At 63.2% G+C, this 18,939-nt stretch carries 17 protein-coding genes; 9 read left to right on the top strand and 8 right to left on the bottom strand.

What is annotated here, in order from left to right:
* Nucleotides 1-44 precede the first annotated feature (44 nt).
* Entirely contained in the window at nucleotides 45-1,499 is a 1,455-nt protein-coding gene (locus ACN6NG_RS06290; RefSeq protein WP_059394748.1) for a TrkH family potassium uptake protein, read from the top strand.
* Here ACN6NG_RS06290 and ACN6NG_RS06285 read toward each other — a convergent pair.
* The gene (locus ACN6NG_RS06285) at nucleotides 1,456-2,517 is read right to left on the bottom strand and encodes an AraC family transcriptional regulator (protein WP_049275127.1); all 1,062 of its coding nucleotides are present in this window, start codon (nucleotides 2,515-2,517) and stop codon (nucleotides 1,456-1,458) included. The two genes, ACN6NG_RS06290 and ACN6NG_RS06285, sit on opposite strands and share 44 nt — an antisense overlap.
* 154 nt (nucleotides 2,518-2,671) lie before the next feature.
* On the opposite strand from ACN6NG_RS06285, the gene ACN6NG_RS06280 reads away from it, so the two are divergent.
* On the top strand, nucleotides 2,672-2,983 hold the full coding sequence (locus ACN6NG_RS06280; protein WP_016498465.1) for an Mpo1-like protein: 312 nt from the start codon (nucleotides 2,672-2,674) through the stop codon (nucleotides 2,981-2,983).
* A 27-nt stretch (nucleotides 2,984-3,010) separates the two neighbouring features.
* Here ACN6NG_RS06280 and ACN6NG_RS06275 read toward each other — a convergent pair whose 3' ends face one another.
* Nucleotides 3,011-3,823, bottom strand: coding sequence for a UDP-2,3-diacylglucosamine diphosphatase (locus ACN6NG_RS06275; RefSeq protein WP_059394747.1), 813 nt, complete (start codon nucleotides 3,821-3,823; stop codon nucleotides 3,011-3,013).
* A 127-nt stretch (nucleotides 3,824-3,950) separates the two neighbouring features.
* Between ACN6NG_RS06275 and ACN6NG_RS06270 the strand changes: the two genes are divergently transcribed.
* The 3 genes from ACN6NG_RS06270 to ACN6NG_RS06260 all read left to right on the top strand — a co-directional run bounded on the left by ACN6NG_RS06270 (nucleotide 3,951) and on the right by ACN6NG_RS06260 (nucleotide 7,214).
* A complete protein-coding gene (locus tag ACN6NG_RS06270) occupies nucleotides 3,951-4,718 on the top strand; it encodes a helix-turn-helix transcriptional regulator (protein WP_474313253.1) in 768 nt (255 codons plus the stop codon).
* Nucleotides 4,719-4,947: 229 nt separating this feature from the next.
* Entirely contained in the window at nucleotides 4,948-6,006 is a 1,059-nt protein-coding gene (locus ACN6NG_RS06265; RefSeq protein WP_474313327.1) for an IS110 family RNA-guided transposase, read from the top strand.
* 317 nt (nucleotides 6,007-6,323) lie between these two features.
* Nucleotides 6,324-7,214, top strand: a complete 891-nt coding sequence (locus ACN6NG_RS06260; protein ID WP_474313250.1) for a DMT family transporter — start codon at nucleotides 6,324-6,326, stop codon at nucleotides 7,212-7,214.
* Here the strand turns inward: ACN6NG_RS06260 and ACN6NG_RS06255 are convergent, their stop codons facing one another.
* On the bottom strand, nucleotides 7,215-7,496 hold the full coding sequence (locus ACN6NG_RS06255) for an Rdx family protein (RefSeq protein ID WP_016498461.1): 282 nt from the start codon (nucleotides 7,494-7,496) through the stop codon (nucleotides 7,215-7,217).
* Between the two features lie 67 nt (nucleotides 7,497-7,563).
* Between ACN6NG_RS06255 and ACN6NG_RS06250 the strand changes: the two genes are divergently transcribed.
* Complete coding sequence (locus ACN6NG_RS06250) at nucleotides 7,564-9,750, top strand: patatin-like phospholipase family protein (RefSeq protein ID WP_474313247.1); 2,187 nt, start codon at nucleotides 7,564-7,566, stop codon at nucleotides 9,748-9,750.
* 33 nt (nucleotides 9,751-9,783) lie between these two features.
* On the opposite strand, the gene ACN6NG_RS06245 is transcribed toward ACN6NG_RS06250, so the two are convergent.
* The gene (locus ACN6NG_RS06245; RefSeq protein ID WP_016498459.1) at nucleotides 9,784-10,221 is read right to left on the bottom strand and encodes a MarR family transcriptional regulator; all 438 of its coding nucleotides are present in this window, start codon (nucleotides 10,219-10,221) and stop codon (nucleotides 9,784-9,786) included.
* Between the two features lie 150 nt (nucleotides 10,222-10,371).
* Nucleotides 10,372-12,519 (bottom strand): DNA helicase RecQ, encoded by a 2,148-nt coding sequence (recQ, locus tag ACN6NG_RS06240; RefSeq protein WP_016498458.1) that lies wholly within the window; start codon nucleotides 12,517-12,519, stop codon nucleotides 10,372-10,374.
* A gap of 245 nt (nucleotides 12,520-12,764) precedes the next feature.
* Between recQ and ACN6NG_RS06235 the strand changes: the two genes are divergently transcribed.
* The 3 genes from ACN6NG_RS06235 to ACN6NG_RS06225 all read left to right on the top strand — a co-directional run bounded on the left by ACN6NG_RS06235 (nucleotide 12,765) and on the right by ACN6NG_RS06225 (nucleotide 15,395).
* Nucleotides 12,765-13,352 carry a YecA/YgfB family protein gene (locus ACN6NG_RS06235; protein WP_063427276.1) on the top strand — a complete coding sequence of 196 codons (588 nt, stop codon included), beginning with the start codon at nucleotides 12,765-12,767 and terminating at the stop codon, nucleotides 13,350-13,352.
* A gap of 7 nt (nucleotides 13,353-13,359) precedes the next feature.
* On the top strand, nucleotides 13,360-13,725 hold the full coding sequence (locus ACN6NG_RS06230) for a YbaN family protein (protein ID WP_016498457.1): 366 nt from the start codon (nucleotides 13,360-13,362) through the stop codon (nucleotides 13,723-13,725).
* Between the two features lie 311 nt (nucleotides 13,726-14,036).
* The gene (locus tag ACN6NG_RS06225; RefSeq protein ID WP_016498456.1) at nucleotides 14,037-15,395 is read left to right on the top strand and encodes a TolC family outer membrane protein; all 1,359 of its coding nucleotides are present in this window, start codon (nucleotides 14,037-14,039) and stop codon (nucleotides 15,393-15,395) included.
* A 170-nt stretch (nucleotides 15,396-15,565) separates the two neighbouring features.
* Here the strand turns inward: ACN6NG_RS06225 and ACN6NG_RS06220 are convergent, their stop codons facing one another.
* The 3 genes from ACN6NG_RS06220 to ACN6NG_RS06210 form a co-directional block, all read right to left on the bottom strand.
* A complete protein-coding gene (locus tag ACN6NG_RS06220) occupies nucleotides 15,566-16,165 on the bottom strand; it encodes a tRNA-uridine aminocarboxypropyltransferase (RefSeq protein WP_353455828.1) in 600 nt (199 codons plus the stop codon).
* 150 nt (nucleotides 16,166-16,315) lie between these two features.
* A complete protein-coding gene (locus ACN6NG_RS06215; protein ID WP_474313241.1) occupies nucleotides 16,316-17,881 on the bottom strand; it encodes a methyl-accepting chemotaxis protein in 1,566 nt (521 codons plus the stop codon).
* Between the two features lie 136 nt (nucleotides 17,882-18,017).
* Nucleotides 18,018-18,911 (bottom strand): LysR family transcriptional regulator, encoded by an 894-nt coding sequence (locus ACN6NG_RS06210; protein ID WP_016488535.1) that lies wholly within the window; start codon nucleotides 18,909-18,911, stop codon nucleotides 18,018-18,020.
* Between the last annotated feature and the right edge of the window lie 28 nt (nucleotides 18,912-18,939).

The raw sequence follows: 18,939 nt of genomic DNA, 5'->3' as shown, positions 1-18,939 counted from the left end.
ATAGGTAGAATGGCGCCCTTCCGTTTCAAGTCAGAGCAGATCACATGGCGTTGCCGACCTTAAGGATCATTGGTTTCATCATCGGCATCTTCCTGATTACCCTCGCCGTCGGCATGGCCGTGCCCATGGCAACCCTGGTGATCTTCGAGCGCACCGGTGACATGCCGTCCTTCCTCTGGTCGAGCCTGATCACCTTCATCGCCGGCCTGGCCCTGGTGGTACCGGGCCGCCCTGAGCATGTGCACCTGCGCCCGCGTGACATGTACCTGCTAACGGTCAGCAGCTGGCTGGTGGTGTGCGTGTTTGCCGCCTTGCCGTTCCTGCTGACCCAGCACATCAGCTACACCGATGCCTTCTTCGAGAGCATGTCGGGCATTACCGCTACCGGCGCTACCGTGCTCAGCGGGCTCGATACCATGTCCCCGGGTATCCTCATGTGGCGCTCGATGCTGCACTGGCTGGGCGGCATCGGCTTCATCGCCATGGCGGTAGCGATCCTGCCATTGCTGCGCATCGGTGGCATGCGCCTGTTCCAGACCGAATCGTCCGACCGCTCGGAAAAGGTCATGCCGCGCTCGCACATGGTCGCCAAGTCGATCGTCGGGGTGTACGTCGGCTTCTCGATCCTCGGCTCGCTGGCCTTCTGGTGGGCGGGCATGAGCCCGTTCGATGCGATCAACCACGCCATGTCGGCCATCTCCACCGGTGGCTTCTCCACCTCCGACCAGTCGCTGGCAAAATGGGATATCCCGGCAGTGCACTGGGTCGCGGTGGTGGTCATGATCATGGGCAGCCTGCCGTTCACCCTTTACGTAGCCACCCTGCGCGGCAACCGCAAGGCACTGATCCGTGACCAGCAGGTGCAGGGTTTGCTGGGCATGCTGATCGTTACCTGGCTGGTGCTGGGCACCTGGTACTGGTACAGCACCAACCTGCACTGGCTCGACGCCCTGCGCCACGTGGCGTTGAACGTGACCTCGGTGGTCACCACCACAGGCTTCGCCCTGGGCGACTACAGCCTGTGGGGCAACTTCTCGCTGATGCTGTTCTTCTACCTGGGCTTCGTCGGCGGCTGCTCCGGCTCGACGGCAGGCGGTATCAAGATTTTCCGCTTCCAGGTGGCCTACATCCTGCTCAAGGCCAGCCTCAACCAACTGATCCACCCACGCGCGGTGATCAAGCAGAAATACAATGGCCACCGGCTCGACGAAGACATCGTGCGTTCGATTCTGACGTTCTCGTTCTTCTTCGCCATTACCATCTGCGTCATGGCCCTGCTGCTGTCGTTACTGGGCGTGGACTGGATGACCGCATTGACCGGTGCAGCCGGCACGGTGTCGGGTGTGGGCCCGGGCCTGGGTGAAGTGATCGGCCCGTCGGGCAACTATGCCACGCTGCCTGACGCAGCCAAGTGGATCCTGGCGGCCGGCATGCTGCTTGGCCGCCTGGAAATCATTACGGTGCTGGTGCTGTGTATGCCGGCGTTCTGGCGTCACTGACCACTTCGGGATCCGCGCCCAGGCGGGCGCGATACTCGCTGGGGGTAACATCGAACCAGCGGCGGAACGCCCGGTAGAAGTTGCTGGGGTCGGCAAAACCCAGCAGGTAGGCGGTTTCCAGCAGGGTCATGCCCGGCTGGGCCAGGTATTGTTCGGCCAGCTCGCGACGGGTGTCATCGAGCAACGTCTGGAAACTGGTGCCCTCCTCCTGCAGCCGCCGCTGCAAGGTGCGCTGCGAGAGGTGCAGGGCCTGAGCCAGGGTTTCGCGCTTGGGCTCGCCCTGCGGCAGGATGCGGCACAACACCTGGCGCACGCGGTGGGTAACCCGGCTTTCGGAAAAGCGTGCCAGGTACTCCCCGGCAAAACGGTCGTGCAACACCGCCATGGCCTCGTTGGCAGTCGGCAGCGGCGCCTCCATGTCGGCCCGCTCGAACACCAGCGCATCGTGCGGCGCACCGAACACCAGGGGTGAATGGAACGCCACCTTGTACGGCTCGACATTCTTTGGCTGCGGCCCCTGCACCAATACCCGCCGCGGCTGCACCGGCCGACCGCTGAGCCATTTGCACAACGCCAGCGCACAGGCCAGTGATGCTTCGGCACTGTGCCGGGTCGGCGGCAAGTGGTCACCATGCACCGTCAGGATCAGCGAGTAGCCTTCGGCGCCAAGGACAAAACTGAGGTCTGAGCTTTCGGCGATGATGCGCTGGTAACGCACCAGGCGCTGGAAACCTTCGGCCAAAGTGCGGCTGGACATCAATGCATAGCCCACCACATGGAACGACGCAGGGCGTACCACCCGCGCCATGTTCAGGCCAATGGCTTCATTGCCCGACAACTCCACCGCCAACTGCCAGAGCCGGGTCATGGAGTCCTGGGGGAAACGTGCATCGGGGTCGTCAAGGGCAGCGAAGTCCAGCCCCAGCTGCTTGAACATGGACGGGCAGTCCAGTCCTTCCAGTTCGAGTGCCTTCACAATCCCTGATGCCCAACTGGCTGACGTGGTTCTTTCGCTCATGACAGGCTTCTTTTTACCGACCGCTCCTGCGGTGAACCCCAAGGATACTCATTTGGCGCCTATTGTCACTGATAGGCCCCGTCAGTCACTCTAGACTCAAATCAGGCTCCACGCCGTGCATCTTGTCCAGAAGTATTAATCCCGGAGCACTGCCATGAACCGCACAGCGCAGTATCGCAGTTTTGCCGAGTTCTACCCCTACTACCTGGGGGAGCACAGCAATCCCACCTGCCGCCGGCTGCACTTTGTCGGCACCAGCCTGGTGATTGCCCTGCTGGCCTACACCATCGGCAGTGGCAAATGGTTGCTGCTGCTGGCCGTGCCCCTGTTTGGCTACGGCTTTGCCTGGGTCGGGCATTTCTTTTTTGAAAAGAACCGGCCGGCGACCTTCACCTACCCGCTGTACAGCCTGGCCGGGGATTTCGTGATGTTCAGGGATATCCTGTTGGGCAAGATCAGCCTGTAGATTCAGCAGCCCCACGGCCCTCAAGCCCTACGCCGGCTCGCGCAACGCCGCCACCGCCTGCGCTTCCCGCGCCTGGGCGTCGGCCAGCCGGTACAGCTCGATGCTGCCATCCCAGTGCTCGATCAGCGCCGTGCACGACTCCACCCAGTCCCCGCAATTGAGGTACTCCACCTCCCCCACCTTGCGGATCTCGGCATGGTGGATATGCCCGCACACCACCCCATGAAAGCCACGCCGGGTGCACTCGTGGGCAATGGCATCCTCGAAGTCGCTGATGAAGTTCACCGCGCCCTTGACCTTGTGCTTCAGGTACGCCGACAGCGACCAGTAACCATAGCCATACCGCGCACGCCAGTGGTTGAGCCAGCGGTTGAGCACCAGGGTGAACTCGTAGGCACGGTCACCGAGAAAGGCCAGCCAGCGGTGGTAACGGGTAATCACGTCGAACTGGTCGCCATGGATCACCAACAGGCGTCGCCCATCGGCGGTCAGGTGCTCGGCTTCATCCACCAGCTGGATGTTGCCCAGGATCAGCCTGGAGTATCGGCGCAGGAATTCGTCATGGTTGCCGGTGACGTAGATCACCTCGGTACCGCGCTTGCTCATGGTCAGCAGGCGACGGATCACGTTGGTGTGGGCTTGCGGCCAGTAGATGCCGCCGCGCAGTTTCCAGCCATCGATGATGTCACCTACCAGGTACACGCGGTCGGCCTGGTAACCCTTGAGGAACTGCGAAAGGTGTTCGGCCTGGCAGTCGCGGGTCCCCAGGTGCACATCGGAGATCCACAAGGTACGCACGCGTTGCTTGCGCGAGGGACGGGAGAGTTCGGCATGGGTCATGGACAGGCTCCGGCGCAGTTTGCTGGAGACTGGCAGGCGCGCATGACAGCGCCGTGGCAAAACGGTTACGAGTGATGGCCTGCAGGGAATGAGGCACAATGCGCATCTGCCCTGCGAGGACACCCCCATGACCGCCGGCCCGATCCTCTCGCTGCGCCACTATCGCGACAGCCTGATCGCCCACAGCCACGAACACCCGCAACTGGTGTTTGGCCTGCGCGGCCGCCTGGAGTTCGAGGTGCAGGGGCAAGGCGCCGGGATCGACCGGCAGGGGCTGGTGGTGGTACCGGCGGGCGCGCATCACACCTGCGCCAGCGATGCCGGCAGCCACTGCCTGGTGCTAGATGTGCCTGGGGAGCAGTGGCTGTACGAGCAGTTGGGCGAGCATGCCGATGCCAGCCGCCGCCTGCTCGACCGCCCCGCCGCGCTGGGCCTGGACAACCGTCAGCAGCAGTTGGTCGACTGGCTGGCGGCCAGCCCCATGGACGACCCGCTGATTGCCCGGCAAGGCGCAGCGCTGTTGTTGGCAAGCCTGAACCCAACGGCGGCAGCCAACGTGCGCCCCAGCCAGCGCTTGCCTTATGCCGCGTTCGATGCGCACATCGAGCAACATGCTGCCTACCCACTGCAGGTGGCCGACCTGGCGCGGCTGGCCGGGCTGTCCAGTGCCCGGCTGCACGCGCGTTTTATCGCGGAATGCGGGATTACGCCGATGGACTATATTCGCCAGCGGCGGTTACTGAAGGCGCGGCGGCTGGTGGTGCAGACCTTGTTGCCGATGGGGGAAATTGCGGCGCAGGTGGGGTATGGCTCGCAGAGTGCGTTTTCAGCGGCGATGTTGCGGGCGTTCGGGTGTGCGCCAAGGGCTTTGCGGCGAGAGCCTGGCGACAACTGACAGCAGTCTTGCGACAGAAATCGTTGGCCTGTGGTTTTACACTTTGCCAGTGCCGGCCTCTTCGCAGCACAAGGCTGCTCCTACAGGGCCTGTACGTATTCTGTAATCGATGGACTCGCCCCCGCCGAGGCATCACAGTGCCACGGTGGCGTTCGAAGAAGCCAACGGCAGCGAGGGCGAGACCATGAAAAAGCATAGTTCGAAGCACGATTCCCTGTCTTCCACCGATGTGGAACTTTGCACAACCATCTGCGTAGACCTGGCCAAACAGGTCTTCCAGTTGGCAGGCGAGGACGCTACTGGTCGGGTGATCTACGAAGAGCGCATCAAATCCCGTCAAGCATTCCATGACTTCTTGACCAGGCTGCCAACGACAGTGGCTGTCTTGATGGAGTGCGGTCCAGGCGCACAAGCCTGGGCCAGGCTGCTGCAGACCAAAGGTAATCCGGTTCGCATCCTGCCTGCGCAACGCGTCGCCGAACACCGCAGCGGCGCGAAGAACGACCGTAACGATGCCCATGCCATTCTGCGTGCAGGTCGCGATACCAGCATTGCCTCCGTACCGATCAAGAGCACCACTGCGCTGGCTATTCAAGCACTGCATCGCATCCGGCGCGGCAACATCAAGCGGCATACAGCGCTGGGCAATCAGATACGTGGTCTGCTGCTTGAGCATGGCGTATCCATGCCTCAAGGCGATGCCGCGATCAGTCAGCAGGTACCGCGGGCGCTTGAGGATGCCTCCTTGCCTCTGCCCGACTTATTGCGCGAGTTGCTTGATGAGCTGCTGACTGACTGGCTGTCTTTAGGTGAACGCATTGCGGCGCTGAGTGGACGGCTCGAAGTGACAGCCCAGCAAGATAAGGTGGCACAGCGGCTGATCACCATTCGTGGCGTTGGCCCAATCATCGCCACGGCGATCGTGGCAAAACAGACCGAACCCAGCCGCTTCGCGAGTGGCCGAATGTATTCCGCCTTCTTCGGTATCGTGCCGGACCAGCACAGTAGCGGAAACAAAATCAGGTTGGGCCGAATGAGCAAGCGAGGTGACGGCTACATACGCAGCCTGATGATCCAGGGCGCGCATGCTGTCTTGAGTCAGCTAAGACCTGATTCCGATCAGCCAGACGATCGCCGCCTCTTGCGCTGGCTATCCCGCCTTGGACGCAAGGAGGCGGCGATCAGACTGGCTAATCGAAATCTGCGCATTATCTGGGCTCTGTTACAGAGCAATCAGGTCTACCAACGCAAACCGAACAACAATCCGGAGGCTGCTATGAGCCTCTGACTAACCGAGCAATGCCACCGGAGCGCTGAGCGCTCCAACCCCTGCTAGTGAACATTGACCCTAGGTAAGACCGTCGCAGACAGATGCCTCTGCTCCTACAGGCCTGACGTAATGGCCTTAATGTAAACGGCACACTGCGAGCTCACCACGATGTTGGCCAGAAGCGAAAAGCTTCCTCGAATAGGCCTGATACATAGATGCAACCGGGTTCCTATGTTCAAAAGCAGCTAGACAATGTGGGCGAGTCCATACATAGGAGCAGCCTTGTGCTGCGAAGAGGCCGGCACAGTCGATAAAGATCTTGAGCAAGGACCACCATGAACCACCGCACTGCATTGGGCGCCCTGCACATTGGCGCACTGTTCTTCGGCCTGACCGGCGTCTTCGGCAAACTGGCCGCCAGCGCCAGCCCGGCGATCATCGTGTTCGGCCGCGCCGCCTTCGCCGTACTCGCCCTGGCCCTGTTCGCCAGCCTGACCGGCCCGGGCTGGCAACGCCTGACCAGCCAGGACATCCGCCGCCTGCTGCTCGGCGGTGTGATGCTGGCCGGCCACTGGGTCAGTTTCTTCATCGCCGTCAAAGTCGGCGGCGTGGCCATCGCCACCCTCGGCTTTGCCAGCTTCCCGGCCTTCACCGTCATCCTTGAAGGCGTGCTGTTCCGCGAGCGCATCCGCCGCAACGAGGCCGTGCTGGTAGTGTTGGTCAGCATCGGCCTGATACTGGTCACGCCGGCCTTCGACCTGGCCAGCGAGGCCACTGGCGGCCTGCTCTGGGCACTGCTTTCGGGGTTGCTGTTCTCGCTGCTGTCCCTCACCAACCGCGCCGGCTCCGGGCGTTTGCCAGCGGTACAGGCTGCACTGTGGCAGAACCTGGTGGTAGGCCTGTGCCTGCTGCCGTTTGCAGCACCCGGCCTGGCAGGCGTGGCCGCCATGGACTGGCTGTGGATCGCCCTGCTCGGCATCTTCTGTACCGGCGTGGCGCACAGCCTGTTCGTCGCCAGCCTGGCAGTGATCAAGGCGCGCACCGCCGCCGTGGTATTCGGCATGGAGCCGGTCTACGGCATTGCCGTGGCCTGGGCGGTGTTCGCCGAAACCCCGACCCTGCGCATGCTGCTGGGCGGCGCGCTGATCATCTTCGCCATCGTGCTGTCCAGCCGCATGGCCACCGAGCAACCGCCCAAGCAGCGGCCTCTGGCCGAGGGCGCCTGATCAGCGGTCGTTGTGGCCAAGGTCACGCTGCGGGTCGATCTGGTCGCGCACCCGCTGCTTCAGCACCTTGGCTTCGGGGAAGCCGCCGTCGGCCTTGCGCTCCCAGATCTGCACGCCATTGCAAGTGATGCGAAAGATGCCGCCGGTACCCGGCTCCAGCGCCACCCGGCCAAGGTCGTCGGTGAAGGTGCTGAGCAGCTCCTGGGCCAGCCAGGCGGCGCGCAGCAGCCATTGGCACTGGGTGCAATAAGTAATGACGATTTCGGGCTTGTTGTCGGCCATGCTGAGGCATCTCCAGGTGAGGGGCCGCTTATACTAGCGGTCTTTAGCCCACGGTTTGAGACTCACGATGCGCCGTTTGCTGTTCTGTTTCATCCTTGTTCTCACCTCGCTTACGGCCATCGCCGCCGAAACTGCCAGGCCAAAGGTCGGCCTGGTGTTGTCGGGCGGCGCGGCCCGTGGCCTGGCCCACATTGGTGTGCTCAAGGCCCTGGAAGAACAGGGCGTGCGCATCGACGCCATCGCCGGCACCAGCATGGGCGCAGTGGTCGGCGGGCTGTATGCATCTGGCTACAGTGTCGAAGAGCTGGAAAAGCTCGCCACCACCCTCGACTGGCAACAGGCGCTGTCCGATGCCCCGCCGCGCAAGGACGTGCCGTTCCGGCGCAAGCAGGATGACCGCGACTTCCTGGTCAAGCAGAAGCTCAGCTTTCGTGACGACGGCAGCCTGGGCCTGCCGCTGGGGGTAATCCAGGGCCAGAACCTGTCACTGCTGCTGGAAAGCAAACTGGCGCACACCGCCGACACCCGCGACTTCGACAAGCTGCCCATACCCTTCCGCGCGGTGGCCACCGACATCGCCAGCGGCGAAAAAGTGGTATTCCGCCGCGGTCACCTGCCCCAGGTAATCCGTGCCAGCATGTCAATCCCCGCCGTGTTCGCCCCGGTCGAACTGGACGGCCGCCTGCTGGTGGACGGCGGCATGGTCGACAACATCCCGGTGGACGTGGCCCGGGAAATGGGCGTGGACCTGGCCATCGTGGTCGACATTGGTACCCCGCTGCGCGATCGCAAGCAGTTACTGACCGTGGTCGACGTGCTCAACCAGTCGATCACTTTGATGACCCGGCGCAATTCGGAAGAACAACTGGCCAGCCTGCACCGTGACGACATCCTCATCCAGCCATCGCTGACTGCCTTCGGCGTGACCGACTTCGGCCGTGCACGGGACATGATCGACGCCGGTTACCGCGCCACCCGGCTGCTCGACCCGCGTCTTGCCGCCCTGCGCCACCCCGAGGGCGACAGCAGCCTGGCCGTGGCCCGCTCGCCGCGCCAGCGCACGCCGGTAATCACCGCGATCCGGATCGAAAACGACTCCAAGGTCAGCGACGACGTGATCCGCTCGTACATCCGTCAACCGATCGACGCGCCGCTGGAGCTGGACCGGCTGCAGACCGACATGGGCACGCTGTACGGCCTGGACTACTTCGACCGGGTGCAGTACCGCGTGGTGCACAAGGGCAACGACAACACCCTGGTGATCAACGCTCGCGGTAGACGCGGCGGCACCGACTACCTGCGCCTGGGCCTGAACCTGTCGGACGACCTGCGCGGTGACAGTGCCTTCAACCTGGGCGCCAGCTACCGGGTCAACGGCATCAACAGCCTGGGTGCCGAATGGCTGACCCGTGGCCAGATCGGCGACCAGCAAGAACTGTACAGCGAGTTCTACCAGCCGCTGGACGTGGGTTCGCGCTACTTCATCGCGCCGTACCTGGACGTCAGCTCACAGAATATCGAAGCCACCCTGGACAACGACCCCGTCGCCGAGTACCGCCTGGAGCGCTACGGCTTTGGCCTGAACGTCGGGCGGCAGATTGGCACCAACGGTGAAGTACGCCTGGGCGTGGGCAAGGCCTGGGGCGAGGCCGAAGTGCGCATCGGCGACCAGGACCTGCCCAAGGTCAGCTCCAATGAAGGCTTCTATGAGCTGAAATACTCGTTCGACACCCTCGACAACGTGTATTTCCCGCACAGCGGTGAGGACATCAGCCTGACCTTGCGCAAGTACGACAAGTCGCTGGACTCTGACCAGGATTACCGGCAGTGGCTGTTCAACCTGGACAAGGCCATCAGCAGCGGGCCGAACACGTTCGTGCTGGGCGGGCGCTACGGGCGCACGCTGGATGACACCGAAGTGGTGACATCGAGCTTCGTGATGGGCGGGGCGCGGGAGCTGTCAGGCTTCCGCCAGGACTCGGTGTCGGGGCAGAACGTGAGCCTGCTGCGCATGGTCTACTACCGCCGGCTAACGCCGCGGGCCTACGTACCGCTGGACTTCCCGCTGTACATTGGCGGGTCGCTGGAGCGTGGGCGCGCGTGGAACAACGACAACGAGTTCGACAGTGGCTACATCAATGCGGCGAGCATCTTCCTGGGGCTGGAGACGCCGCTGGGGCCGCTGAACCTCAGCTATGGCACCAACAGTGCGCACGAGCAGGCGGTGTACCTGAACCTTGGGCATACTTTCTGAATCGTCGGGGGCTGCTTTGCAGCCCCAGGGGCCTCAGGATTTTTCGAGGTTGGCCAGGATCGTGGCATGCACGCGCATGCACACCTGCAACTCTGCCTCGTCCACCCCGGTAAACAGCTCCACCCGCAGCTGGTTGGCGATGGTTTCGATCTGGTCGATCAGCGGCTTGGCCGGCGGGCACAGCAAGATCTTCTTGGCTCGCCGGTCTTCTAACACGGCCTGCCGGCGCACCAGCCCTTGCGCTTCCAGGCTGTCGAGCAGGCGCGCCAGGGTCGGGCCTTCGACGCCCACGCTCTGGGCCAGCTCACGCTGGGTGGGGGCTTCTTCGAACCGCGCCAGGTGCAGCAACACCAGCCAGCGCGCCTGGGACAGGTTGAGCCCGGCCAGGCGGCGGTCCAGCTCGGCACGCCAGCCCCGGGACATCTGGGCCAGCTGCATGCCGAAGCGGTGTTGGTTGTCGGTCAGGGGCATAAGCAACTCATTGAACAGATCTAATTATTAGGCAGCTAACCATGCCCCGCCCCACGAGGCAAGGCTCGCGCGCCCTTCATTGTTCGATAATCGTCAAAAAGCATGACAAAGGTCAGCAGATGGCGGTTCTGCCCTCGATCCGGCTGCCGGTCACATCTCGAACTCGGCCGCCAGCGCCGCACGCACGCAATACAGCACACCCTCCGGCACACGGCCCGCAAACTGCGGCGCAATGGCCGACACCGGCGGCAGCTCGCCCTCGCCATCCAGGAAGGCATCCTGCACTTCCATCAGCAGGTCTTCCGGCAGGTCAAGGGCCTGGTCGAGGCTCAGCTCCTGGCGGCCCAGCGCCTCGGCCAGCAGGCTATACACGTTCTTCTCGCTGCAGTTGAGCTGCCCGGCGATCTGCGCCGGGGTCATGCCGGCCCGGGCCAGGCTGACCAGTTCGTGGCGCAGGTCGAGCACCACTTTCGGCGCCTCTTCGGTGCCACCGCTGCTGTTCAGCACTTCGAGGAACGCCTGGCCGTAGCGTTCCAGCTTGCGCGCGCCCACACCGCTGACCTGGGCCATGTCGCTGAGGCTGACCGGCTGGCTGCGCAGCATTTCCAGCAGCGTCGAGTCGGGGAAGATGACATAGGGCGGCACACTGTGCTCCTCCGCCAGCTTGCGCCGCAGGGTACGCAGCGCTTCCCACAGCTCGCGCTCTTCGGCACGTACCAACTGGCTGGCAGGGCTGCCGCCACCGGACGACGAGGACTTGGCCGTGGTCTGCGGCTTGAGGTCGCGACGCAGTTGCAAGGTCACCTCGCCGCGCAGCAGCGGCCGGCAGCTGTCGGACAGGCGCAGCCCGCCGTAGCCTTCCAGGTCGATGTCGACCAGGCCCCGCGCCACCAGTTGGCGGAACAGCGAACGCCATTCGACCTCGGCCAGGCCCTTGCCCACGCCGAACACCGACAGCTTCTCGTGGCCGAAATTGCGCACCTTCTCGTTGTCCTTGCCCAACAGCACATCGACCAGGTGTCCCACGCCATAGCGCTGGCCCGTACGGAACACCGCCGACAGTGCCTGACGGGCCGGCTCGGTGGCGTCCCAGGTCTGGATGTTGTCGACACAATTGTCGCAATGCCCGCACGGCTGTTCGAGGGTTTCGTCGAAATAGGCCAGCAGCGACTGGCGACGGCAGCGGGTTTCTTCGCACAGCGCCAGCATGGCGTCGAGCTTGTGCTGCTCGATGCGCTTGTGGCGCTCGTCACCTTCGGAGTTCTGCAGCATCTGCTTGAGCATCACCATGTCTTGCAGGCCGTAGGCCATCCAGGCATCGGATGGCAGGCCGTCACGGCCGGCACGGCCGGTTTCCTGGTAATAGGCCTCAAGCGACTTGGGCAGGTCGAGGTGGGCAACGAAGCGCACGTTGGGTTTGTCGATGCCCATGCCGAAGGCAATGGTGGCGACCATGATCAGCCCTTCCTCGTTGAGGAAGCGGTGCTGGTTGGCCGAACGGGTCTCGGCGGCCAGGCCAGCGTGGTACGGCAATGCCGGGAAGCCCTGTTCACAAAGGAAGGCAGCGGTTTCGTCGACCTTCTTGCGCGACAGGCAGTAGACAATGCCGGCGTTGCCGCGGCGCTCGCCGAGGAAGGCCATCAGCTGCTTGCGCGGCGCTTCCTTGGGTACGATGCGGTAGAAGATGTTCGGCCGGTCGAAGCTCGACAGGAAGCGCTCGGCGCCTTGCAGGTGCAGGCGCTGGACGATCTCTTCGCGGGTGCGCATGTCGGCGGTGGCGGTCAGCGCGATGCGCGGCACATGCGGGAACAGCTCGGCCAACTGCCCCAGTTGCAGGTATTCGGGGCGGAAATCGTGGCCCCATTGCGACACGCAGTGCGCCTCGTCGATGGCAAACAGCGAGATGTCCAGCTCGCGCAGGAAGTCGAGCATGCGCGGCTGCACCAGGCGCTCGGGCGCCAGGTACAGCATCTTCACTTCGCCACGGCGCAGGCGCCCTGCCAGTTCACGCTGCTGCTCCGCCGTCAGGGTCGAGTTCAGCGCGGCGGCCGATACACCCAGTTCGTCCAGCGTGGCGACCTGGTCGTCCATCAGCGCAATCAGCGGCGAGACCACTACCGTCAGGCCCGGGCGCAGCAGCCCCGGCACCTGGAAACACAGCGACTTGCCGCCACCGGTGGGCATCAGCACCAGGGCGTCGCCGCCATTGGCCACGCATTCGATGATTGCTGCCTGGCGCCCACGGAAACTGTCGTAGCCGAAAATATCCTTGAGAACGCGCTGAGCCTGTTCGAGCATGTGCAACTCCACAAATCGCCGTACCATCCTGGATACAGGCTGGACGAAAAACCCGCTCCGCACACGCCAAATGCGTAAGCGGTTTTTGCCAGGCGCCGATAAAATCTGCCCCTGGATGAAAAATCGCGGAGTATACCGCAGCACTGCACCGCACAGGGCACCACGGCGATAGACGTTCCCTTTACCCCGCTACCCTTGCTTGGTGCTAGAATTCGGTATCGTTTATTCCCCAAGGTAGCCCTGTAATGTCCTTCGCCGAGCAACTGACCCGCCTGCAAGCCTTCCTCGACGCCGACGAGCTGCACGAAGAGGCGCTGGACTACGTCGCCGCCCACGGCTACCTCACCGCCCTGTCTATCAACGCCGAGGACGTGCCCGAGCGCGAATGGATCGATGCCCTGTTCGCCGAAGAGCCGCACTACGCCAGCGAGGCCCAGCGCACCGAAATCGAAGCCACCCTGGTGGCGTTGAAAGCGCACATTGCCCGCCAGCTGGCCAGCGACGAAGAATTCGACCTGCCATGCGACCTGGACCTGACCGACGAGCCGGACGATTCCGACCTGCGCGGCTGGTGCATCGGCTTCATGGAAGGCGTGTTCCTGCGTGAAGAGGCCTGGTTCGAGAACGCCGAAGAAGAAGTCAGCGAGATGCTGCTGCCGATCATGGTTGGCTCGGGCCTGTTCGACGAACAGCCAGAGTTCGCTGACATCGCCAGCGATGCCAACCTGCAGGACGACATGATCGTACAGATCCCCGAGGCGCTGAGCGCACTGTTCCTGCTGCTGCACGCTCCTGACGAAAAACCGGCGCTGCTCAAGCCACGCCACCACTAAGTCGCCTGTGCGCTACCTGCTGCTGGCCATCGGCTGGCTCAGCGTTGCGCTGGGGGTGTTGGGGATTTTCCTTCCGGTATTGCCCACCACCCCGTTCCTGCTATTGGCGGCGGCCTGCTTTGCCCGCAGCTCGCCGCGCTTTCACCACTGGCTGGTCCATCACCCGAAGCTCGGGCCGTGGATCCGCGACTACCTTAGTGGTGAAGGCATCCCCCTCAAGGGCAAGGTCTACGCCATCGGCCTGATGTGGGCCAGCATCGGCCTGTCGTGCTATCTGGTGCCCCTGTTCTGGGCGCGCGCCTTCATGTTGACCAGCGCCGTGCTGGTAAGCCTGTATATCGTCAGACAGAAAACCCTGCACACGCGAAAGTGACATTTTTTTGTCGCCAAATATCACTTTCGCCTAACTGACGTTTTCTTTATCCGAAATGATTCTGGAACCGCACAAAAGCCTTGTAAATACTGGGTTTCCCGGCTTATTGCTCGCGTACTGTCGACTTTTTTTGTCGTCATTATTAGACAATATATGTCTTATATGGCAATTTGATATGAATAAATCTTCTTATCTATCGCGTTGAATGTACTTAGCTGTGTTGTTAAAAACCTGCAACACTATACGCGATAATTTTTCGTCATTTTTTTGGCGAGCAGCAGGATCAATTCCAGGATCAGGGAGATGTACCCATGCGCGTTTTGAACCCCATCACCAGTGCATTACTGTTGGCCCTGGCGAGTGCCAACGTACAGGCGATGTCGATCACCGAGGCCGTCCAGAGCGCCGTGGACTACCACCCGCAGGTCAGCTCCAATCGCAACAGCAAGCTGTCGGCCGATGAAGACGTCAAGTTTGCGCGTGGTGGCTACTACCCTTCCGTGGATTTGGTTGCTGGCTATGGCCGCCAGCGTTCGGACAACGCTACCACCCGTGCCGAGGGTAACCACAACAAGGAAACCCTCAACTACACCCAGTCCGAGCTGCGCCTGCGGCAGATGATTTTCGACGGTTTCAACACCGCGAACGAAGTGGGCCGCACTGAAGCGGTGTCCACCTCCCGCGCCTACTACACCCAGGCCGTTGCCCAGGATGTTGCCCTGCGTGCGACCGAGGTGTACCTGGAAGTGCTCAAGCGCCGCGAGCTGGTGACCCTGGCCAAGAACAACCTGCAAGCCCACCTGCGCGTCAACGACCAGATCGGCCTGCGTAACGAGCGCGGCGTCGGCAGCACCGCCGACCTTGACCAGTCCCGCGCACGTCGCGCCCTGGCGGAAAACAACCTGGACACCGCCGAAGTCGACCTGGCCGATGCCGAGGCCAACTTCTTCAGCGTGGTCGGCCGTGCCCCGGACGAGCTGGAAAGCCCGGCGACTATCAAGGGCGAGGTGCCTGAGACCCTCGACGGCGCGCGCGACAGCATGCGCCAGAACAACCCGTACATCAAATCTGCCCAGGCTGACGTCAACGCCGCCGAGCAGCAATACGAAGTCGGCAAGTCGACCTTCTACCCGCGCTTCGACGCCATTCTGGCAACCGGTGCCAACAACAACACCGGCGGCGAAAAAGGCCACAACAACAACGACTGGCAGGCCGGTGTAGAGATGAACTACAACCTGTTCCGCGGCGGCAGCGACAAGGCCCGCCTGCAGTCTGACGCGCACAAGATCAACCAGGCCCTGGATATCCGCAACAACGCCCTGCGTGAGCTGACCGAAAACCTGAGCCTGGCGTGGAACGCCATGAACAACGCCAGCAAGCAGCTGCCGACCGCGCGTGAATACGCCGAGACCACCAAGCGCGTGCGTGCCGCCTACCAGGACCAGTTCGGTCTGGGCCAACGTACCCTGCTGGACGTGCTGGACAGTGAGAACGAGCTGTACAACGCCGACCGTCGCTACACCGAAGTACGCTACACCGAGGAGTTCTCGCGCTACCGCGTGCTGGCGACCATGGGTGAGCTGCTGAGCAAACAGCGTATTTCGCTGCCGCCAGAGGCGCTGGCTACCACCGAGGTGCGTACCGAGGCGCGTTTGCCTGAGATGCGTTGATCGGCTTTAGATTTTGGGGCCGCTTTGCGGCCCTTTCGCCGGCAAGCCAGCTCCCACAGGTACTGCATAGGCTTCAAACTTTGTGCAATTGCCTGTGGGAATAAAAGCATGAGCCTTGACACTGTAACTGTGGGAGCTGGCTTGCCGGCGATAGGGCCCTCACGGCCACCTCAACCCTCACCATGGTTACGCTGGAACGTCTCCACCCCCATGGCCCTGATCTGCCCCTCGATCAACGCCTCGAACGGCGCCAGCAGCGCATCGAAGCAGGCAGGTTGCTCCAGCGCATTCAAAGCCCCCACCACCGCCTCGATAGTCGACAGCGCCCCCGCTTCCGGCGCCTTGCGCAGCCGATAACGCGACGGCGCGACTGCCCCCAGCGTCACTCGCGGCAAGACCTCCAGTAGCGGGTTCATGTACAGCAGCTTGCGCGCCTTGCGCCAGGTGCCGTCAGGCACGATCAGCAGCAACGGCGTGTCATCGACCTTGCCATAGGCCCTCAGCACCTGAGCGTCATCGCCCGGGAACAGCAGGGCCGGCCGGTAACCAGGCGTTGCCAGCCATTCAGCCAGGTCATCGAATACCTCGCCTACCCGCAGCTCGGCGTTGTTCAGGCCAAGGGCAGCAAGGCGCGCAGTGTTCAGGGCATGGGTGGTTTCACTGGGGTGCTGCAGCAGGATGACGCGGGTGCGGCTGTCGAGCGCGGGGATCAGTGGGCAGAGGCAATGGTCGAGCGGGCGCTGGCAGCGCTCGCAGCGGGGTCTGGGCATGGGGTTCTCCTTGGCGGGAACAGTTTGCCACAGAACCGGGGCCCGCTTTGCGGGCCATTCGCAGCACAAGGCTGCTCCTACAGGAGATCGCGATGCCTTTGTAGGAGCAGCCTTGTGCTGCGAATGGGCCGCAAAGCGGCCCCAGCGATCTCAGCGGTTGAAGCGTTCTGCCAGGCTGTGCAGGTACTCCGCCATGCGCTCCAGGTCCTGGCTGATTTCTGCCCCCTCCCTGGCCTGCCCGGCACTCTGGTCACACAGCTGGGCAATCCTCACGATCTGCTGGTTGATGTCCTCGGCCACATGGCTCTGCTGCTCCGACGCCGTCGCCATCTGCTGGCTCATGCCGGTGATGCGGCTGACCGCCTGGGCAATCCCGCTTAACGCGGCCTGCACCGCCTCGACGCTGTGCACGCTGTCCCGCGAGATCTGTTCACCCCGGTTGGCGGTGCTCACCGCCCGCTCTGCTCCTGCGCGCAATGAGGCAATGATGTGGTGAATCTCATCGGTGGATGCGCGGGTACGCTGGGCCAGCGAACGCACTTCATCGGCCACCACGGCAAACCCCCGCCCCTGCTCACCTGCGCGTGCCGCCTCGATGGCAGCGTTGAGCGCCAGCAGGTTGGTCTGCTCGGCAATCGAGGTAATCACATCGACCACGCTGCCGATGGACTGGGTCTGCTCGGCCAGCGCATTGACCGCCTGACCGATGTCGTTGACGGCATCACTCATGCTGCCCATGGCTTTAAGGCTTTGCAGCGCCAGCTCGCTGCCCTGCTGCGCCAGCTGGTCGGCATCGCCGGCTGCATGCGCCGTGCTTTGCACGTTGTGGGTGACCTGCTGGATGGTCGCCGCCATCTGCGCAATGGCCGTGGCCGACTGGTCGGTCTCGCTGCGCTGGCGGTCGAGCATCTGCGCCTGGGCATCGGACAGATCGGACGACTGCGCGGCCCGCGACTTCACCCCGACCCCGGCGTCCACCAGGCGGGTCAGGGCCGTTTGCAGGCGCGCTTCCTCGCTGATGATGGCCAGGTCAAGCTGGCCCAGTAGGCCCGGGTTGTCGCTGTAGGTCAGCGCCACCAACGGGCTGGTGAAGGCTTTGGGGTGCTCGGCCAACGTGCGGCGGATAGCCTGGTTCTGCCGGTGCTCGACCAGGTACCAGGCCAGCAGCAGGCTGGCCATCAGGATCCCAAGCGCTGCATAGGGCGGCAGCCACAGGTAACCGGCCGCCGACAGCAGGCCCGCGCCGATCAGCGGCCAGCCATGGCCCAACCCATGCCCCAGCCGCGCGGCCCACGGCACCGCAGCACGGTCGGCACGCAGGCGCGCATACAGCGCTTCGGCCCGGCGGATCTGCTCGCGGGTAGGCACCGAGCGCACCGACTCATAGCCATTGATGCGGCCCTGCTCGTAAATCGGGGTGACATAGGCGCTGACCCAGTAGTAGTCGCCGTTCTTCGCCCGGTTCTTGACCACCCCCATCCACGGTTTGCCCTGCTTGATCGTCTCCCACATATGCCCGAACACCGATGGCGGCATATCCGGGTGGCGCACCAGGTTGTGGGGCTGGCCGACCAGCTCGTCGTAGGTAAACCCGCTGATCGCCACGAAGGCTTCGTTGCAGTAAGTGATGCGGCTGTTGAGGTCAGTCGTGGAAATCAGGCGTTGATCGCTGGAGAAGGTTCTTTCGTGCTCAGTGACGGGCAAATTCATGCGCATCTGGGCGATCCTTGCAGGATGAAATAAGGGAAAAATCATCAGCGCAAGTTGATATGTAGCAGAGCGCTATCAGGTTAGCGGTCAGCTTGTGCCGGAATTTAACACCGCCCGACGGAATGCATGAATGTGTCGCGTCTCAGCCCACGTTCAGCTGGCTTTTGAGCAGGTCGCGGAAGGTCTGGATCAAGGGTTCACGGCTACGCCCACGGCGAATGATCAGCGAGAACGGTGCCTGGTAACCAAAGGTGGACGGCGACAGCACGCGCAAGTCGCCCTTGTCGACCCAGGCTTGGGCATAGTGCTCGGGCAAGTAGCCGATATAGGCGCCGGAGAGGATCAGGATCAACTGCGCTTCCATGCTCTCCACCGTCGCCGCACTGTGCTTGAAGCCATGCCGGGCCAGCTCGGCCTGGCTCCAGTAGCCGCGCCCGACCATGCGTTGCTGGGTTACTACCGGCTCGGGGATGCGCCGCTCGGTATACAACGGGTGGCGGCTGCTGCAGTACAGCCAGTGCTGTTCACGGTACAACGGCTGGTAGAGCAGGCCGCTCATGCGCGAGGAGAACGCACCAATGGCCAGGTCCAGGCGGTTGTCCTGCACGCCCAGTTGCAGCTCGTAAGGGCTGGACACCGACAGGTGCAGGTGCACCGCCGGGTGCTCCTGGCTGTAGGCGCCGATGGCTTCAGCCAGCGGCAAGGCGCGGTCACCGACCGTGGAGTCGATAACCCCGAGGTTGAGGGTGCCACGCAACTCGCCCTTGAGGGCAGCCGCATACTGCTCGAAGCCATCCAGTTCGGCCAGGAGCCGCAGGGTTTCCTGGTGGAACAGCTCGCCCTTGCTGGTCAGGCTGAAACCGCCACGGCCGCGATGGCACAGCACGATGCCCAGCGCGCCCTCCAACTGGCTCATGTAGGTACTGATGGCCGAGGTCGACAGGTTCAGCTCGCGCTGCGCGTTCGCAAAGCCCTGGTGGCGCACCACGCTGACAAAGATGCGCAGCAGTTTCAGGTCGGGCAAGGTCGAGGCCATGGTGCAACGGTTCCGCAGGTGTATTTGC

It is taken from the genome of Pseudomonas sp. TSO6 (assembly GCF_056098905.1).
The sequence above is the reverse complement of the archived record's forward strand: the minus strand, read 5'-3'. Positions and strand labels throughout refer to the sequence as shown.

Excerpts from the sequence above, each read along its gene's own strand:
- ACN6NG_RS06210 (WP_016488535.1), bottom strand. The coding sequence starts at position 18,911 with ATGGCCTCGACCTTGCCCGACCTGAAACTGCTGCGCATCTTTGTCAGC.
- ACN6NG_RS06245 (WP_016498459.1), bottom strand. The coding sequence starts at position 10,221 with ATGCCCCTGACCGACAACCAACACCGCTTCGGCATGCAGCTGGCCCAG.
- ACN6NG_RS06225 (WP_016498456.1), top strand. The coding sequence starts at position 14,037 with ATGCGCGTTTTGAACCCCATCACCAGTGCATTACTGTTGGCCCTGGCG.
- ACN6NG_RS06280 (WP_016498465.1), top strand. The coding sequence starts at position 2,672 with ATGAACCGCACAGCGCAGTATCGCAGTTTTGCCGAGTTCTACCCCTAC.
- ACN6NG_RS06270 (WP_474313253.1), top strand. The coding sequence starts at position 3,951 with ATGACCGCCGGCCCGATCCTCTCGCTGCGCCACTATCGCGACAGCCTG.
- recQ (WP_016498458.1), bottom strand. The coding sequence starts at position 12,519 with ATGCTCGAACAGGCTCAGCGCGTTCTCAAGGATATTTTCGGCTACGAC.
- ACN6NG_RS06290 (WP_059394748.1), top strand. The coding sequence starts at position 45 with ATGGCGTTGCCGACCTTAAGGATCATTGGTTTCATCATCGGCATCTTC.
- ACN6NG_RS06285 (WP_049275127.1), bottom strand. The coding sequence starts at position 2,517 with ATGAGCGAAAGAACCACGTCAGCCAGTTGGGCATCAGGGATTGTGAAG.
- ACN6NG_RS06275 (WP_059394747.1), bottom strand. The coding sequence starts at position 3,823 with ATGACCCATGCCGAACTCTCCCGTCCCTCGCGCAAGCAACGCGTGCGT.
- ACN6NG_RS06250 (WP_474313247.1), top strand. The coding sequence starts at position 7,564 with ATGCGCCGTTTGCTGTTCTGTTTCATCCTTGTTCTCACCTCGCTTACG.
- ACN6NG_RS06215 (WP_474313241.1), bottom strand. The coding sequence starts at position 17,881 with ATGCGCATGAATTTGCCCGTCACTGAGCACGAAAGAACCTTCTCCAGC.
- ACN6NG_RS06255 (WP_016498461.1), bottom strand. The coding sequence starts at position 7,496 with ATGGCCGACAACAAGCCCGAAATCGTCATTACTTATTGCACCCAGTGC.
- ACN6NG_RS06260 (WP_474313250.1), top strand. The coding sequence starts at position 6,324 with ATGAACCACCGCACTGCATTGGGCGCCCTGCACATTGGCGCACTGTTC.
- ACN6NG_RS06235 (WP_063427276.1), top strand. The coding sequence starts at position 12,765 with ATGTCCTTCGCCGAGCAACTGACCCGCCTGCAAGCCTTCCTCGACGCC.
- ACN6NG_RS06220 (WP_353455828.1), bottom strand. The coding sequence starts at position 16,165 with ATGCCCAGACCCCGCTGCGAGCGCTGCCAGCGCCCGCTCGACCATTGC.